Raw genomic sequence first — 15,709 nt, forward strand, 5'->3', positions numbered from 1 at the left:
CGAGCGCGAGGACCGAGGCGGTGACGTGATGCATGTTGAACGTTCCAACCGGGTGGTACCCACCGTCCGGGGGCCACACACCCACGGTCACGTCACACGCCGGCGACCCCGTCGACGGCGTTCTCCCCGGCGACCAGGCGCATCGCCACCAGCGCCACGTCGTCCTCCGGCTCCACCGGCAGCAGCTGCTCGAGGACCCGGTCGCACAGGCCCTCCAGGGACTCCTCGTCCGGGCCCAGCGAGAGCGCGTCGGCGAGCCGCGCGATGCCCTCGTCGAGGTCCTCGCCGCGGCGCTCCACCAGCCCGTCGGAGTACAGGAGCAGGATCGAGCCGTCCGGCACCCGGGCCCGGGAGGCACTCCGCGGGGTCTGCGGGTCGAGCCCCAGGAGCAGGTCCGGACCCGGGTCGACGTCGTCCTCGCCACCGTCGTCCACCAGCACCCGCACCTCGCCGTCGGGGGTGAGCACCAGCAGCGGCGGATGCCCGGCGCTGGACCAGGAGAGCTCCAGCTCGGCGGGCCGGACGGCCGGGAGCGGCTCCAGGCGGACCACCAGCGCGGTGGCCATCGCCTCGATCGCCAGCCCCGCCATCGCCTGGTCGGCGCGGGCGAGCAGGCCGGCCGGGCCCTCGCCGGTGGTGTAGCCGATGCCCCGGAGCAGCCCGCGGATCTGGCTCATCCCGGCCGCGGCCCGCCGGTCGTGGCCGATGACGTCGCCGACCACCAGCACCGTGGCCCCGTCGGGCTGGGCGAAGGCGTCGTACCAGTCGCCCCCGACCTGGGCCTCGTGCGCGGCCGCCACGTAGCGCACCGCGATCCGGCCGTGGGAGACCTGCGGGGGCGCGGTGAGCAGGCTGCGCTGCAGCTCGCCGGCGAGCTCGTGCTGGCGGGCGTAGAGCCGGGCGTTGTCCAAGGCGATGCCGGCCCGGCGTCCCGCCTCCACCGCGACCGAGAGGTGGGAGCGGCGGAACGCCCCGCGCGACTCGTCGCGCACCAGCACCAGCGAGCCGAGGATGCCGTCGCGGCCGGGCAGCGGCACCGCGATCAGGCTGGAGACGCCGAGGGTGCGGAAGTGGGCGCGCAGCGTCTCGTCGTCCACCGACCGGGTCAGCTCCTCCTCGTCGATCTGGGTGAGCAGCAGCGGGCCGGCGCCACGGACCACGCGCCGGCTCGGGGCCTCGTCGGAGGCACGGTCGGCCTGGAGCCGCTCGACCTCCGCGACCGTGGCCTCCAGGGCGGGGTCGCGGTGCCGGACGGTGACCAGGCTGAGGTCCCCGAGCTCGTCGGCGAGCTGGATGCTCACCCAGTCGGCGAACTCCGGCACCAGGACGGCGGCCAGCTGCTCCAGCCCCTCGTCGATGTCCAGGCTGCTCACCAGCGCCTCGGAGGTGCGGCCCAGCAGGTCGACCTGGGCGCTGAGCCGCCGCCGCTCGCGCTCGGCACGCCGCTGGTCGGTGACGTCGACCAGCAGCAGCAGCACCGCGTACCGGCCGGCCACCGCCTCGGTCGCCACCGCGGTCACCTCCAGGTGGCGTCCGCCGGGGGTGACGGCCACCAGCCCGAGCTCGACCGGGTCCTCCCCGCCGTCGGGCTCGGTGACCGCCCGCAGCAGCGGCAGCGCGTCGGCCAGCACCACGTCGAGGCCGGGTCCGGCACCGTGCCCGGGCAGCTCCAGCAGCACCGCCGCGCGGCGGTTCCAGCCGCGAAGCCGGCCGTCGGGCTCGCAGAGCACGACGCCCACCGGCGCCTGGTCGAGCAGGGACCCGAGGTCGACGGCGGGCGCCGCGGGCGCGGCGGTCGCGGGGCCGAGGGTCGCCACCAGGGGGCCGGGGGCACGCCGCGTCCGCACCCGGGCCAGCCCGGTGGTGACCGCCTGCCGGAGCCCGTCGATCCCGGTCACCACCGTCGTCTCGCGCGGCGGCGAGTCCAGGGCTGAGAGCTCGTAGCGCACCGCGATCTCGCGGCTCGGGGAGACGATCAGCACCACCGGCACGCGGGGGGCCAGCCGCCCCACCAGCCGGACCAGCGCCGCCGGCCGGGCCACCGCTGACCCGACGACCACGAGGTCGACGTCCGGGTGCTCGGCCAGCGCCCGCTCCACGTCGTCATCGTCACAGCGCGGGCCGGGCACGTCGTCGAGGGCGTAGGACTCGGCGCGTGAGCCGGCCACCAGCAGCAGGTGCTGTCGCCCGGCGACGGCACGCACCGTCTCGCCGGCGCGATGAGGGGGTGGCGGCACGGCCGAAGGGTACCGAGCAGGACGCCCTCCGCGTGGCGGTTCGCACACAGACGTGAGCCCCGTCGCACTCCGGGCGGGAGTCGCGGGTCCCGACGCGGGGTACGACCGCGCCGATGGACGGCGTACTCGACTGGTTGGTGGCGATCATGCGAGCCGTCGGAGCTCCCGGCGTCGGCCTGGCCACCGCGCTGGAGACCGTCTTCCCGCCGGTGCCCTCGGAGGTGGTGCTCCCGCTGGCCGGCTACACCGCGAGCCTGGGCCACTACGGGCTGGTCGCCGCGGTGCTCTGGGCCACCGCCGGCTCGGTGCTCGGCGCCCTCCTCCTCTACTGGGCCGGTGCGGCCTGGGGGGTCCAGCGGGTGCTCGAGCTGGCCGACAGGCTCCCGCTGGTCGGTCGGCACGAGGTCGAGCGGGCCATCGACTGGTTCGCCCGGCACGGCCGGGCCGCGGTGCTCCTGGGCCGCCTGGTGCCGGGGGTGCGGAGCCTGGTCTCGGTGCCGGCGGGCGTCGACCGGATGCCCCTGCCCGCGTTCGTGGCCCTCACCGCCCTCGGGTCGCTGGCCTGGAACGCGCTGCTCATCGGCGCCGGGTACGAGCTCGGTGAGCAGTGGCACCTGGTGGAGGGCTACGTCGGCGGGGCCTCCCGGGTGCTGCTCGGGGTCCTGGTGCTGGCGCTCGGCTGGCTCCTGGTCCGGCGCGTCCGAGGCCGCCGGGGTCGCCGCCGCTGGTGAGCCTGCCGACCGGCTCGGAGCTGGTTGCGCAGTCAGGGCGGATTCTCGGCTCCGGCGTGTGAGACTGTGCCGAGCCCCGGAGGAAGCCCTGATGCCTGAGACGACGCCTGCGCAGTCCTCGACCTTCGTCGATCTCGTCTCGGCCCCGGCCGGGGACAGCGGGACCGACCGGGTCGAGCGCCTCGTCGAGCTGTCTGCTGCCATGCTCCGCGCCACCCGTGCGCAGGTCACGCTGCTGCCCGACCTCACCACGGTGATGGCCGGTCTCGGCCGCAGCCCGCACCGCCAGCTGATGAAGCGGCCCTCCGAGGACGCCCTCTGCGCGGTCACCCTGCGCACGGACGGTCCCCTGGTCGTCTCCGACGCCGCGCACGACGACCGGGTCAACGACCTGCCCCCGGTGGTCGCGGGCGACGTGGGCGCCTACCTGGGCGTCCCGCTGGTCGCCGACGGCCACACCGTCGGGGCGCTCTGCGTCCTCGACACCTCACCGCGCGAGTGGCAGCAGCACGAGGTGGCCATGCTCGAGCTGCTCGCCGAGACGATGTCGGCCGAGCTGCGCCTCGCGGCGCTGGCCACCAGCCACCAGGACGACCGGCTGGTCTGGCAACTGGCGGTCGACGCCGCCGAGGTCGGCGCCTGGGACTGGGACCTGCGCTCGGGCCGGCTGCGCTGGGACGACCGCCTCCTCAACCTCTTCGCCACCGACCAGGAGTCCTTCGGCGGCACGATCGAGGCCTTCCAGGAGTGGGTGCACCCGGAGGACCGCGACCGGGTCGGGACGCTGCTCACCGACGCCATCGCGACCTGCGGGCAGTTCGCCGCCGACTACCGCATCGTCCAGGACGACGGCACGGTGCGCTGGGTCACCTCCCGGGGCAACGTCCTGGTCGGCCAGGACGGTGCCGCGGCCCGGCTCGTCGGCGCGGCCTTCGACTCCACGCTGGTCCGCGACAGCGACGCCCGGGTGGCCCGCATCCTCGAGGCGATGCCGGCGGCCTTCTTCCACCTCGACACCGACTGGCGCTTCACCTTCGTCAACCCCGAGGCGGAGCGGATGCTCGGCGCGGTCACCTCGCGCCTGACCGGCGGCGTGATCTGGGAGCTGTTCCCCGACGCCCTCGGCACCGACTTCGAGACCCGCTACCGCCGGGCGGCCGACACCGGTCGGCCGGAGGAGTTCGAGGCCTACTACCCGCCCCCGCTCGACGCCTGGTACGAGGTGCGGGCCTGGCCCTCCCCGGACGGGCTCTCGGTCTACTTCCTCGACATCACCGAGCGGCGCCGGGTCCAGCAGGAGCTGGCCCACAGCGCCACCCGGGCCCGGCTGCTCGCCGAGGTGACCTCCGCCCTCACCCGCACCCTGGACCCCGAGCGCGGCGTGGCCGCCCTGGCCAAGGTGCTGGTCCCCGAGAAGGGCGACTGGTGCATCGTCACCGTCGCCGACGGCCCGGAGCCGTTGGAGGGCCAGGACTGGCGGCGCAACCTGCGCGACCTCGGCTGGTGGCACCGCGACCCGGCCATGCGCGAGGCCCTGGAGCACTACGCCCGGGCCCGGATCCCGGCCCTGCTGGAGGACTCCTTCCAGGCCCGCGCCCTCAAGAGCCGCACCACCCTGGTCGCCGAACGGGCGCGCGAGACCGTCACCGCCCGGATGGCTCCGGGGCCGGCGGTCGACCGCTACCGCGAGCTCGACCCCGAGCAGGCCGCCTTCGTGCCGATGGTCCGCCGCGGCCGCGTCATCGGCCTGCTCACCGTGGGCCGCAGCGCCGACCGCGAGCCGTTCACCCCCCAGACGCTGGAGATGCTCGACGACGTCGCCGGGCGGGCCGCGCTGGCCCTGGACAACGCCCGCGCCTACTCCGCCCAGCGCGACATGGCCGAGGGGCTGCAGCGCAGCCTGCTGACCGACCCGCCGCGCTCGGACCGGGTCGAGGTGGCGGTGCGCTACGCCCCCGCCGCGGAGGCCGCCCAGGTCGGCGGTGACTGGTACGACGCCTTCGTGCGGCCCGACGACGACGACCTCATGGTCGTGATCGGCGACGTGGTCGGCCACGACGTCGAGGCCGCGGGGGCGATGGGCCAGGTCCGCGGCCTGCTGCGCGGCATCGCCGTCACCAGCCAGGGCACCCCCGCCGAGGTGCTGCGCAGCGTGGACCGGGCGATGGAGGCCCTGAGCGTCGAGAGCACCGCGACCGCGATCGTGGCCAGTCTCGGCACCCCCGGCCCGGACGGCTCCCTGCCCCTGCACTGGTCCAACGCTGGCCACCCGCCCGCCCTGGTCCTGCTGCCCACCGACGAGGGCAGCTACCTCGTCGAGGTCCTGGGCTCGGTCCAGCCCGACCTGCTGCTCGGCCTGGACGCCGACTTCGAGCGGGACGACCACGCCTACCTGCTGCCGCCCGGCGCCCTGCTGCTCCTCTACACCGACGGGCTGGTGGAGCGGCGCGGGCAGGACCTCGACGACGGCATCGAGGAGCTGCGCGAGGTGGTCGCCGAGCTGGTGACGACGGCGCCGGACCTCGCCACGCTCCTCGACGGCCTGCTCAGGCGGTTGCTGCCCCAGCACGCCGAGGACGACGTCGCCCTGGTCGCCGTCCGCGTCACCCGGACGCCTGCCTGAGCGGCCGGCGCCCTCCCACCTGCCTGCGCACCCGCGCTCAGCGGCGCAGCCGGACGACCTTGCTGAGTCCCTCGGCCATCCCGTGCTGGGCCGGCACCACCACCCGGTAGCGGCCCCTCGACAGGTTCAGCACCCGCTGCCCCTTCGCCCCGCGGGTGGTGGAGCGCTTCACGCGCCTCCACTTCTTGCCGGCCTTGCGCTGCACCACGAAGGCGTAGTCGACCTCGGCGCTGCCGGGGGTCACCCGGACCCGCAGCCGCGACTTCTTCCGCACCGCGGTCGCCGAGACCGAGACCGGGACCGGGACGGGGGCGGGCGGCTCGACGACCCCGGGAACCGGGGGCTGGACCGCCGGGACCACGTCGAAGGCGTGGACCGCCGGCTCCCCCTGGTTGCCGGCCGGGTCCTTGGCCCGCACCCGGAACACGTGGGCGCCGGTGGCGACGGCGACGGTGGCCGGGCTGGAGCAGGCCACCCAGGCGCCGCCGTCCAGGCTGCAGGTGAAGGTGGAGCCCGCCTCGCCGGCGACGAAGGTGAAGGCCACCGAGCGCGTCGCCCCCGCCTCCACCTCGAGCCGTGCGGCCGGGGCCGAGGTGATGGTGGTGGCCGGAGGGACGGTGTCGAGCGCCACGTTGACCCGGCGCTTGACCACGATCTGCTCGGTGACCAGGCGCCCTTCGGCGTCCAGCACGAACGACCCGTCGGGGTGCCGGTCGAACGCGTAGACGTCCACCGCCACGTCGCCGCCCCGGTCCGACTCCACCACGACGTCGAGGTTGCCGAGCACGTCGGTCTTGAACGCCTCCGGCTCCGGGGTGTCGTCGAGCACCCAGATCATCAGGCTCACCGGTCCCGCGACGTCGGGGTCCACCACCCGGCCCGTCACCCGGATCCTGCGGTCCTGGGGGGAGGTGATCTGCATCGGCCCGTCGCTCACGACCGGCACGGCCGCGACGGCGGACGGCGCCGGCACGAGGACCAGCCCCGCGGACAGCAGCACCGCGCCCGTGATGGCCCGGGCGACCCGGCGACCTCTTCCCCTCATCGGCTCCCCCTCCGTCGGGCGCCGACTCGTCGGTGTGCCGGTGCCGGCGGCAGGCTACCGCTCCCCGTCTCCCGGCGGCGCGACGCGAGGCGGGGGTGGACTCACTCGGGGACGGCGTGGCGCGGCGGGAGGCCGGAGAGCGCCTGCTTGACCAGGGCCACCCGGGCGGCCACCACCACCCGGCGCCGCAGCCTGCCCCCCTCGTCCCCGAGCTGCTCCTCGACGGCCGCCAGCACCTGGGCGTCGGTGAAGGCGGGCCGCTCGCCGGGCGCCACCTCCACGTCGGGGAGCGCCGCGAGGACGGGCAGCAGCTGGTCGCCGAGCCCCTCGAGGACCTGGTAGCGGGCGTAACGGTCCATCGACTCCCACACCTCGTCGGCCGTGGTGCGGCCCTTGCGGACGTCCTTGCGGCGGGCGGCCACCACGGCCTTGGCCGCCGTGGTCAGTGCGGTGGTGAGCTCGTGCTCGGTGAATCGCATGCCTCCAGCATGCCCGCTGACCCGAACGGATGGAGTCGTGGCAGACCGGGTACGTCGGCGTCGGCGCGGAGAGCCCGCGCGGGAAGGGTGGACGGACGACATGCGCGAGAGCGACGACATCGGCGACCAGCACGAGGAGCGGAGCAGGCCGAGCACGGACCAGCCGCTCAACGGGCCCCGCAAGGGACCGTGGAAGCCGCTGCTGGTGACCGTCGCCCTGTTCGCCGCCCTGATCGCCCTCTACCTGCTGGGCACCTACTTCCTGGTGCCCGCGGACTGAGCGACTCAGCGGCCCTCAAGGGCCCCCAGCGGCCTCAGCGGCGCAGGCGCACGACCTTGCTGCGGGCCGCGGCCATCCCGTGCTGGGCCGGGACCAGCACCCGGTAGCGCCCCTTGCGCAGGTCGAGCAGCTGCTGCTCCTTCGCGCCGCGGGTGGTGGAGCGCTTCACGCGCTTCCACTTCTTGCCGGCCTTTCGCTGCACCACGAAGGCGTAGTCGACCTCGGCGCTGCCCGGGGTGACCCGGACCTGCAGCCGGGACTTCTTCTTGACCGCCTTGGCCTTGACCGAGACCCCTGCGCCCGGGGGCGGGCCCGGGGGCGCCGGCGGCGCGGTCGCGGGCACCACGCTGAAGGCGTGCGAGACCGGCTCGCCCTGCACCCCGGCGGGGTCCTTGGCGCGCACGCTGAAGACATGGCTGCCGACGCCGACCTGCACCGTGGCGGGGCTCGCGCACGGCGCCCACCCGCCTGCGTCGAGGGCGCAGGTGAAGGTGGCGCCCGGCTCGTCGGCGGTGAAGGTGAACGGGACCGAGCGGGTCGTCCCGGCCTCCACCTCGACCACCGGGGCGGGACCCGAGGTGATGGTGGTGACCGGCGGCCTGGTGTCGATCATCACCTGGAAGGGCGGCACCCTGTCCCGGGTGGTGAACAGGTAGAAGCCCTGGCCGTCCGGCCGCGGGTCGACGGCCCAGACGTCGACGATCACGTCACCGCCCCGGTCCGCCTTCACCGTGACGTCGACCTGCATCTGGGCGTCGGGGTGAGCCACGTGCCTCGACGAGCCCGTGACCTCGCCCTTCGCGTCCAGGTAGTGGACGTAGATGTGCACCTCGGTGGGGCCGCCGACCGGCTCGGGGTCGAAGACGGTGCCGGCGACCCGCACCTGCAGGTGCCCGGGCGAGGTGACCTGCACGCCTACCGCGGACAGCATGGGCCGGTCGGCGGCACCGGCGGAAGGCGCTGGCAGGGCCGCCAGCCAGGCGGTCAGGAGGACGCCGATCAGGCTTCCCCGCCACGTCGTCGCTGCTCGTGTCCTGGTCATCGCATCCCCCTCCGGCGCGGGCCGCGCCTCCCCACCGTGCGGCCGCAGGCAGGGTACCCCTCGCCGGCCCCGCGTTCAGCGCGCATTCAGCCGGCGGGCGCACAATGACGAAGGTCAGGTCCGGACCGCCAGGCGGGAGAGTGGGATGCGGGTGCTCGTCGTCGAGGACGAGAAGCGACTGGCGCGCTCGCTGCAAGTGGGTCTCCAGGCGGAGGGCTTCGCGGTCGACGTGGCCGGTGACGGCACCGACGGGCTCTGGCTGGCGCGCGAGCACGACTACGACGCGATCCTGCTCGACCTGATGCTCCCCGGGATCAACGGCTACAAGGTCTGCGAGACCCTGCGCGCCGAGGGCAACTGGACGCCGGTGCTGATGCTGACCGCCAAGGACGGCGAGTGGGACCAGGTCGAGGGGCTGGACACCGGCGCCGACGACTACCTGACCAAGCCGTTCTCCTTCCCGGTGCTGGTGGCGCGGCTGCGCGCCGTGATCCGCCGGGGCGCGCGGGAGCGGCCCACCCTCCTCGAGGCCGGCGACCTGCGGCTCGATCCTGCGGCCCGGCGCGCGTGGCGCGGCGACACCGAGCTCGAGCTGACCTCCCGGGAGTTCTCCCTGCTCGAGCTCCTGGTGCGGCACAAGGGCGACGTGCTCTCCAAGACCCGGATCCTGGACTCGGTCTGGGACGTCGACTTCGAGGGCGACCCCAACATCGTCGAGGTCTACGTGCGCCACCTGCGCAACAAGATCGACCGGCCCTTCGGTCGCGCGGCCATCGAGACGCTGCGCGGCGCCGGCTACCGGCTGGCGAGCAACGGTGGCTGAGCGGGGGCGGGCCGCCCGGTCCTCGGTGCGGCTGCGCACCACGGCCGCCGCCACGGTGGTGGTGGCGCTCGCCCTGCTGGCCGGTGCCGCGGCGCTGGTCGCCATGGTCCGCGGGTCGTTGCTCGAGGGCGCGGAGCGCACCGCGGAGCAGCGCGCCACCGCCGTCGCCGAGCAGGTCGACTCCGGCGACCTCCCCGCCGAGCTCCCGCGACGGGACGACGGCCGCTCGGACGAGCGCGACGAAGACGAGGCCGACGAAGACGAGGCCGACGACGCGGTGGAGGACGCGCTCGACGACGGGGCCGTGCTGTGGCAGGTGCTCGACGCCCGGGGACGGGTGCTGCGCTCCTCGCCGCCCGGACTGCCCGCCCTCCCCGCCGAGGACCGGAGCCGGGTCCGGCTGCCGGGCGCCGAGCACGACCACCTGGTCGTCGCCGAGGAGGCCGACCTCTCCGGCGACGAGCCGGGCACCGTGGTCGCGGCCGTCTCGCTGGAGGAGGTCGACGACTCGATCACCGCCCTGCTCCCGCCGCTGGCCGTGGGCCTCCCGCTGGTGCTCCTGGTGGTCGCCGGGGTGACCTGGGTGGTGGTCGGGCGCGCCCTGGCGCCGGTCGAGCGCATCCGTCGCGAGGTGGAGCAGATCACCGGGGACCGCCTGGACCGCCGGGTGCCCGAGCCCGGGTCGCGCGACGAGGTGCACCGGCTGGCCCGCACCATGAACCAGATGCTGGCCCGCCTCCAGGCCTCCCAGGACCGGCAGCGGCAGTTCGTCGCCGACGCCTCCCACGAGCTGCGCTCCCCGCTCGCCGGCATCCGGCAGACCGCGGAGGTGGCCACGGCACACCCCGGGGCGCTGGCCGAGGGCGAGCTGGCGGAGGCGGTGCTCGAGGAGTCGCTGCGGATGCAGCGTCTGGTCGAGCAGCTGCTCCTGCTCACCCGCGCCGACGCGGGCGCCGTCGTGCCCCGTCGCGAGGTCGACCTCGACGACCTCGTCCTGACGGCCACCCGCGCCGTGCGCCGCGACGACCTGCGAGTCGACGCCTCCGGGGTGGAGCCGGCCCGGGTGCTCGGCGACCCGGTGGGGCTCGGTCAGGTGGTGCGCAACCTCCTCGACAACGCCGTCCGGCACGCCCGCAGCACGGTCCGGGTCTCGCTGCGAGCCGCCCCGACCGAGGCGGTGCTGGTCGTCGACGACGACGGGGCCGGCATCCCGGAGGGCGAGCGCGAGCACGTCTTCGAGCGGTTCGTCCGGCTCGACGAGGCCCGGGCCCGCGACGACGGCGGGAGCGGCCTGGGCCTGGCCATCGTCCGCTCGACCGTGGAGGCGCACGGAGGGCGGGTCGGCGTCCAGGAGTCCCCGGCCGGAGGGGCGCGGCTCGTGGTGCACCTCCCCGCCAGCCGTTAGCCTCGCTGCGTGAGCACCCCGGACGACGGTCGCGCGCCCCTCCCCGAGCACCCCGGCTTCCTGCGCCAGGGCGTGCAGGACCTCTGGGACGACGCCCGAGGGGTGGTGCTGGTCTCGTTGCCGGTGCTGCTGGGCGCGTGGATCGGCTACCTGGTGGCCGGCATGGACGGCCTGGTGGTGGGCGGGGTGCTCGCCGCGGTTCTCGTCGCCCTCTACGGCGGGTGGCTCCTGGTCGCCGTCGTCCGCGACGGGGTCCGGCGGCTGCGCGGCTCCGGTCGCTGAGCCCGCCCGACCGTCCGCCTCAGGCCTGCGGGGGCCGCGCCAGCGCGAGGGTGACGGCCACCGTCGTGCCCTCGCCCGGCGCGCTGGTCAGCCGGTAGCTGCCGGCGTACAGCCCGACCAGCTCCCGGAAGACCGCCAGCCCCAGGCCGGTGCCGCCGTGCCGCCGGGTCATCGACCCGTCCCCCTGGATGAACGGGTCGAAGAGGGTGGCCTGCCGCTCGCGGCTGATCCCGATGCCGGTGTCGGCGACCTCCAGGCACAGCGCGACCCGCTCCGGGCCGGGATCCACCAGGCCGAGCCGCACCCGCACCTCGCCCTCGTCGGTGAACTTCACGGCGTTCTCCAGCAGGATGTCGGCCATCTGCGCGAGCTTCGGCGGGTCGCCGATCAGGGTCTGCGGGACGGCCGGGTCCACCTCCACCGAGACCGTCAGTCCGCGCCGCTCGGCCTCCGGGGCGACCTGCGCGTGCAGGCGCTCCAGCATCTCGCGCGGGTCGAAGGGCTCGCTGCTCAGCTCGGCGCTCCCGGTGGCCAGGCTGATGTAGTCGAGCAGGTCGTCGACCAGCCGGAGCAGCCGCTCGCCGGAGCGCTGGGCGGTGCCGAGCAGCATCGGGCCGGGGGCCGCCATCTCGACGTCCTCGAGCATCTCCAGCGCGGCGATCGTGGCGGCCAGCGGCGTGCGCAGCTCGTGGCTCACGTTGGCCAGGAAGAGCGACTTGGCGGTGTTGGCGTCCTCGGCGTCCTTGCGGGCCTGCTCCAGCTCGCGCAGCGCGCCCTTGGGCGCGGTGACGTCCTCGACGATGCCGTGGACCCCGACCACCTCGTCGTGGACGATCACCGGCACCCCGGTGATCACCACCTCGACCGTGGTGCCGTCCTTGCGGAGCAGCTCGCACTCCACGGTGGAGGGGTGCCGGTCGACGACCCGGCCGAAGGCCTCCACCACCCGGTCGAGGTCGGCGGGGGCGACGAGCCGCTCGAAACCCATCGCGAGGAACTCGTCCTCGGTGTAGCCGGTCAGCTCGCTGCTCACCCGGTTGACCGCCTGGTAGCGGCCCTCGAGGTCGAGCGCGAACGCGGCGTGGGGGGTGTGGGTGAACAGGGACCGGTAGCGCTCCCGGTCCTCGGCACAGGAGAACCCCGCCCACGAGCGGAGGCTCTGCTGCCCCACGACCGGTCCCGGCTGCCGGCGCTGCTCCATGCGACCCTCCCGAAAAGGTGCCCCGTCGCGTCCGACCCTAAGTCAGGGCACCGGGCTCCGGGACAGGTATCCCCGAGATGGGCCGGACTGACCGGGGCCGCAACCGGGTACCGGTGGGCGACCATGGAGATCCTCTCAGTCGCGGGCGCCCTGCCTCCGCACCGTCACCGCCAGCGCGAGATCACCGACGCGATGGCCAGGGTGGTGGCACGCGGCGCCCTGGACGAGCGCAAGATGCGGGCCCTGCACGCGAACGCCGGCGTCGAGCAGCGCCACCTCGTGCTGCCGCTGGAGCAGTACGCGGAGCTCTCCTCGTTCGACGAGGCCAACGACCTCTTCCTCGAGCACTCCGTCGCCCTGGGCGCACGGGCCCTGCAGGAGGCGCTGGCGGCTGCGGGCCTGGCGCCGAGCGACGTCGACCTGATCGTCTCCGCGACGGTGACGGGGCTGGCCGTCCCGTCGCTGGAGGCCCGGATCGCCGCGGTGGTCGGGCTGCGCCCCGACGTGAAGCGGCTCCCGCTGGTGGGGCTCGGCTGCGTGGCGGGGGCGGCCGGCACCGCCCGCCTCCACGACTACCTGGTCGGCCACCCCGACGAGGTGGCCGCGCTGGTCGCGGTGGAGCTCTGCTCGCTGACGGTGCAGCGCGACGACGTCTCGGTGGCCAACCTGGTGGCCAGCGGCCTCTTCGGCGACGGCGCCGCGGCGCTGGTCGGCGCCGGGGCGTCGCGCAGCGGAGCGGTCCGGGTGGTCGACAGCCGCAGCCGGCTCTATCCCGGCTCCGAGCGCACCATGGGCTTCGACGTCGGCAGCACCGGTCTGCGGATCGTGCTCGACGCGCAGGTCCCCGCGATCGTCGGCCGCTACGTCCGCGACGACGTCGACGGCTTCCTCGCCGGCCACGGACTCACCCGGGACGACGTCGGCTTCTGGGTCTGCCACCCCGGCGGGCCCAAGGTGATCGAGGCGCTGCGCGACACCCTCGAGCTGACCGACCACGACCTGGCGCTGACCACCGACTCGCTGCGCCGGATCGGGAACCTCTCCTCGGCCTCGGTGCTCCACGTCTTCGCCGACACCCTGCGCGAGCGGCCCCCCGAGCCGGGTTCCTTCGGCATGCTGATGGCCATGGGACCGGGCTTCTGCTCCGAGCTGGTGCTGCTGCGGGCGCCCGAGGACCCTCGCCCGTGACCTCGCTGACGGCCTTCGTGGTCCTGGTGCTGCTGGTGGCCCTGGAGCGGCTCGCCGAGATGGTGGTGACCCGGCGCAACGCCGCGTGGAGCTTCGCCCACGGCGGCGTGGAGAGCGGCCGAGGTCACTACCCGGTGATGGTGCTCCTGCACACCGGCTTCCTGGTGGCGATGCTGGTGGAGGCGTTCTGGCGCCGGCCCGACGTCCCGGCGCCCCTGGCCTGGTCGATGCTGGCGCTGGTCGTCGCGGCCCAGGCGCTGCGCTGGTGGTGCATCGCCACCCTCGGCCGCCGCTGGAACACCCGGGTGATCGTGGTGCCCGGGCTGCCGCCGGTGACCTCCGGCCCCTACCGCCGGCTCTCCCACCCCAACTACGTGGCCGTGGTCGTGGAGGGGGTCGCCCTGCCCCTGGTGCACGGCTGCTGGATCACCGCGCTGGTCTTCACCCTCGCCGACGCCGTCCTGCTCCGGGTCCGGATCCGGGTGGAGGAGGAGGCGCTGGCCACGCTGCCGGCCCGCTCCCCCAGGACCCCGCGTGATGCGTGACCTGGTCGTCGCCGGCGGCGGGCCGATCGGCCTGGCCACCGCCTTGTACGCCGCCCGCGCCGGGCTCGACGTGGTGGTCCGTGAGCCCCGGGCCGGGGTGGTCGACAAGGCCTGCGGCGAGGGCCTGATGCCCGGCGCGGTGGCCCGGCTCGGCGACCTCGGGGTGCGGCTGGAGGGCCAGCCGCTGGCCGGGATCCGCTACCTCGACGGCCACGGGCACGCCGCCGAGGCGCCGTTCCGGCACGGCCCGGGTCTGGGGGTACGGCGCACCCGGCTCCACGCCGCCCTGGGCGAGCGCGTCGCCGAGGCCGGCGTCGAGGTGCAGCACGCGGCCGTGCGCGAGGTCCTCGAGACCGGCGACCACCTGCACGTCGACGGGGAGCCCGCCCGCTTCCTGGTCGCCGCCGACGGCCTGCACTCGCCGGTGCGGCGCCTGGTCGGCCTCGAGGAGCGCCCGCGCGGCCCGCGCCGCTACGGCCTGCGCCGCCACTTCCAGGTCGCGCCCTGGACCGACTTCGTCGAGGTGCACTGGTCGGCGCAGGCCGAGGCCTACGTGACCCCGGTGAGCCCCGGCGAGATCGGCGTCGCGGTGCTCAGCGCCCGGCGCCTCCCCTTCGAGGAGCTGCTGGCCGCCTTCCCCGCGCTGCTGGACCGGGTGGGGGGCCACCCGGGGGGTCCGGTCCGGGGGGCGGGCCCGCTGCGCCAGCGGGCGCGGGCGCGCTCCCGTGGGCGGGTGCTGCTGGTGGGCGACGCGGCCGGCTACGTCGACGCCCTCACCGGCGAGGGCATCGCCCTGGGAGCGGCCCAGGCGGAGGCGGCGGTCCGGGCGGTGGTGGCCGGCGACCCGGCCGGCTACGACACGAGGGCCCGGCGGCTGGGCCGGCGCCACGACCTGCTGACCCGGGGCCTGCTCGCCGCCACCCGCTCGCGGACGGCCCGCCGGGCCATCGTGCCGGTCGCCGGCCGGCTGCCCGGTCTCTTCGGGGCCGCGGTCGACCAGCTGGCGAGGCCGGTGTGAGCGCCGCCGCCCTGGCCCGGGCCACCCATCCGGGGCCGGCCCTGGCGGTCACCGTGCTGGCGGCGGCGCTGGCGGTCGCGGGGGGCCTGGGGCCCGGGCGCGTCGCGCTGGTCACCGCCGCGGTGCTCACGGGCCAGCTGAGCGTGGGGTGGTCCAACGACCTGGTCGACCGGCGCCGCGACCTGGCGGTCGGGCGGCGCGACAAGCCCCTGGCCACCGGCGAGCTCGACGTGCGGCTCACCCGGGCCGCCTGTGCGGCGGCGGTGCTGGCCACCGTGGTGCTGTCGCTGGCCTGCGGCTGGGCGGCGGGGCTGGTGCACCTGGGGTGCGTGGCGGCGGCCTGGGCCTACAACCTGGGCCTGAAGTCGAGCGTCCTCTCCTGGCTTCCCTATGCCGCGGCCTTCGGCGGCCTGACCGTCTTCGTGGCCCTGGCCGGCGCGGAGCCCGCGCTGCCGCCGTGGTGGGTGCCGGCGGCGGCCGCGATGCTGGGGGTCGGCGCCCACGTGGTCAACGCCGTCCCCGACCTCGCCGACGACGCCGCCACCGGCGTCCACGGGCTGCCGCACCGGCTGGGCGCCCGCCGGTCGACCCTGGCCGCCGCCGCGGTGCTGGTCGCCGCCTCGGTGGTGGTCGCCGTCGGCGCCTCGTCCGCGCCGCGACCGCTGGTCGTGGCGGCCCTGGTGGTGGTCCTCGTGCTGGGGGCGGTGGCGGTGCTCGCGCGCGGCCGCACCCCCTTCCGGGCGGCGGTGGCGATCGCGCTGGTCGACGCGGTCCTGGTGGTCGCGGCCCGCTGAGCCCGGCGGCTCGTTT

General features: G+C 75.6%; 15 protein-coding genes. 10 read left to right on the forward strand and 5 right to left on the reverse strand.

Going from position 1 to position 15,709, the window contains the following annotated elements; translation table 11 throughout:
• Positions 1–92: 92 nt before the first annotated feature.
• Positions 93–2,237, reverse strand: a complete 2,145-nt coding sequence (locus AC4BGE_RS05430; protein ID WP_490574604.1) for a PP2C family protein-serine/threonine phosphatase — start codon at positions 2,235–2,237, stop codon at positions 93–95.
• 113 nt (positions 2,238–2,350) lie between these two features.
• Here AC4BGE_RS05430 and AC4BGE_RS05435 point away from each other — a divergent pair, with 113 nt between their 5' ends.
• Both AC4BGE_RS05435 and AC4BGE_RS05440 read left to right on the forward strand, forming a co-directional pair.
• On the forward strand, positions 2,351–2,968 hold the full coding sequence (locus AC4BGE_RS05435) for a DedA family protein (protein ID WP_490574605.1): 618 nt from the start codon (positions 2,351–2,353) through the stop codon (positions 2,966–2,968).
• 91 nt (positions 2,969–3,059) lie between these two features.
• Complete coding sequence (locus AC4BGE_RS05440) at positions 3,060–5,591, forward strand: GAF domain-containing SpoIIE family protein phosphatase (RefSeq protein WP_490574606.1); 2,532 nt, start codon at positions 3,060–3,062, stop codon at positions 5,589–5,591.
• Positions 5,592–5,628: 37 nt separating this feature from the next.
• On the opposite strand, the gene AC4BGE_RS05445 is transcribed toward AC4BGE_RS05440, so the two are convergent.
• Positions 5,629–6,636: a hypothetical protein gene (locus tag AC4BGE_RS05445; protein WP_490574607.1), complete on the reverse strand. Its 1,008-nt coding sequence runs from the start codon at positions 6,634–6,636 to the stop codon at positions 5,629–5,631.
• Positions 6,637–6,737: 101 nt separating this feature from the next.
• Entirely contained in the window at positions 6,738–7,115 is a 378-nt protein-coding gene (locus AC4BGE_RS05450) for a hypothetical protein (protein ID WP_490570468.1), read from the reverse strand.
• A 100-nt stretch (positions 7,116–7,215) separates the two neighbouring features.
• Here AC4BGE_RS05450 and AC4BGE_RS05455 point away from each other — a divergent pair, with 100 nt between their 5' ends.
• The gene (locus AC4BGE_RS05455) at positions 7,216–7,395 is read left to right on the forward strand and encodes a hypothetical protein (RefSeq protein ID WP_490570469.1); all 180 of its coding nucleotides are present in this window, start codon (positions 7,216–7,218) and stop codon (positions 7,393–7,395) included.
• Between the two features lie 34 nt (positions 7,396–7,429).
• Here AC4BGE_RS05455 and AC4BGE_RS05460 read toward each other — a convergent pair whose 3' ends face one another.
• On the reverse strand, positions 7,430–8,437 hold the full coding sequence (locus tag AC4BGE_RS05460; RefSeq protein WP_490574608.1) for a hypothetical protein: 1,008 nt from the start codon (positions 8,435–8,437) through the stop codon (positions 7,430–7,432).
• Positions 8,438–8,582: 145 nt separating this feature from the next.
• Between AC4BGE_RS05460 and AC4BGE_RS05465 the strand changes: the two genes are divergently transcribed.
• From AC4BGE_RS05465 to AC4BGE_RS05475, 3 genes are read left to right on the forward strand one after another with little or no spacing between them, the layout of a single operon-like run.
• Positions 8,583–9,260 carry a response regulator transcription factor gene (locus AC4BGE_RS05465; protein ID WP_490570471.1) on the forward strand — a complete coding sequence of 226 codons (678 nt, stop codon included), beginning with the start codon at positions 8,583–8,585 and terminating at the stop codon, positions 9,258–9,260.
• Entirely contained in the window at positions 9,253–10,665 is a 1,413-nt protein-coding gene (locus AC4BGE_RS05470; RefSeq protein WP_490574609.1) for a sensor histidine kinase, read from the forward strand. Before AC4BGE_RS05465 ends, AC4BGE_RS05470 begins: the two co-directional genes overlap by 8 nt.
• 9 nt (positions 10,666–10,674) lie before the next feature.
• Entirely contained in the window at positions 10,675–10,947 is a 273-nt protein-coding gene (locus tag AC4BGE_RS05475) for a hypothetical protein (RefSeq protein WP_490570473.1), read from the forward strand.
• A 19-nt stretch (positions 10,948–10,966) separates the two neighbouring features.
• Here AC4BGE_RS05475 and AC4BGE_RS05480 read toward each other — a convergent pair whose 3' ends face one another.
• Entirely contained in the window at positions 10,967–12,148 is a 1,182-nt protein-coding gene (locus tag AC4BGE_RS05480; RefSeq protein WP_490574610.1) for a PAS domain-containing sensor histidine kinase, read from the reverse strand.
• A 123-nt stretch (positions 12,149–12,271) separates the two neighbouring features.
• Here AC4BGE_RS05480 and AC4BGE_RS05485 point away from each other — a divergent pair, with 123 nt between their 5' ends.
• From AC4BGE_RS05485 to AC4BGE_RS05500, 4 genes are read left to right on the forward strand one after another with little or no spacing between them, the layout of a single operon-like run.
• Positions 12,272–13,336 carry a type III polyketide synthase gene (locus tag AC4BGE_RS05485; protein WP_490574611.1) on the forward strand — a complete coding sequence of 355 codons (1,065 nt, stop codon included), beginning with the start codon at positions 12,272–12,274 and terminating at the stop codon, positions 13,334–13,336.
• Positions 13,333–13,881, forward strand: coding sequence for an isoprenylcysteine carboxyl methyltransferase family protein (locus tag AC4BGE_RS05490; RefSeq protein WP_490570476.1), 549 nt, complete (start codon positions 13,333–13,335; stop codon positions 13,879–13,881). Before AC4BGE_RS05485 ends, AC4BGE_RS05490 begins: the two co-directional genes overlap by 4 nt.
• Complete coding sequence (locus AC4BGE_RS05495; RefSeq protein WP_490574612.1) at positions 13,874–14,899, forward strand: NAD(P)/FAD-dependent oxidoreductase; 1,026 nt, start codon at positions 13,874–13,876, stop codon at positions 14,897–14,899. The genes AC4BGE_RS05490 and AC4BGE_RS05495 overlap by 8 nt, the downstream gene beginning before the upstream one ends.
• On the forward strand, positions 14,896–15,693 hold the full coding sequence (locus tag AC4BGE_RS05500; RefSeq protein WP_490574613.1) for a UbiA family prenyltransferase: 798 nt from the start codon (positions 14,896–14,898) through the stop codon (positions 15,691–15,693). Before AC4BGE_RS05495 ends, AC4BGE_RS05500 begins: the two co-directional genes overlap by 4 nt.
• The last annotated feature ends 16 nt before the right edge of the window (positions 15,694–15,709 follow it).

This window comes from Nocardioides sp. Z50_6, assembly GCF_058215755.1.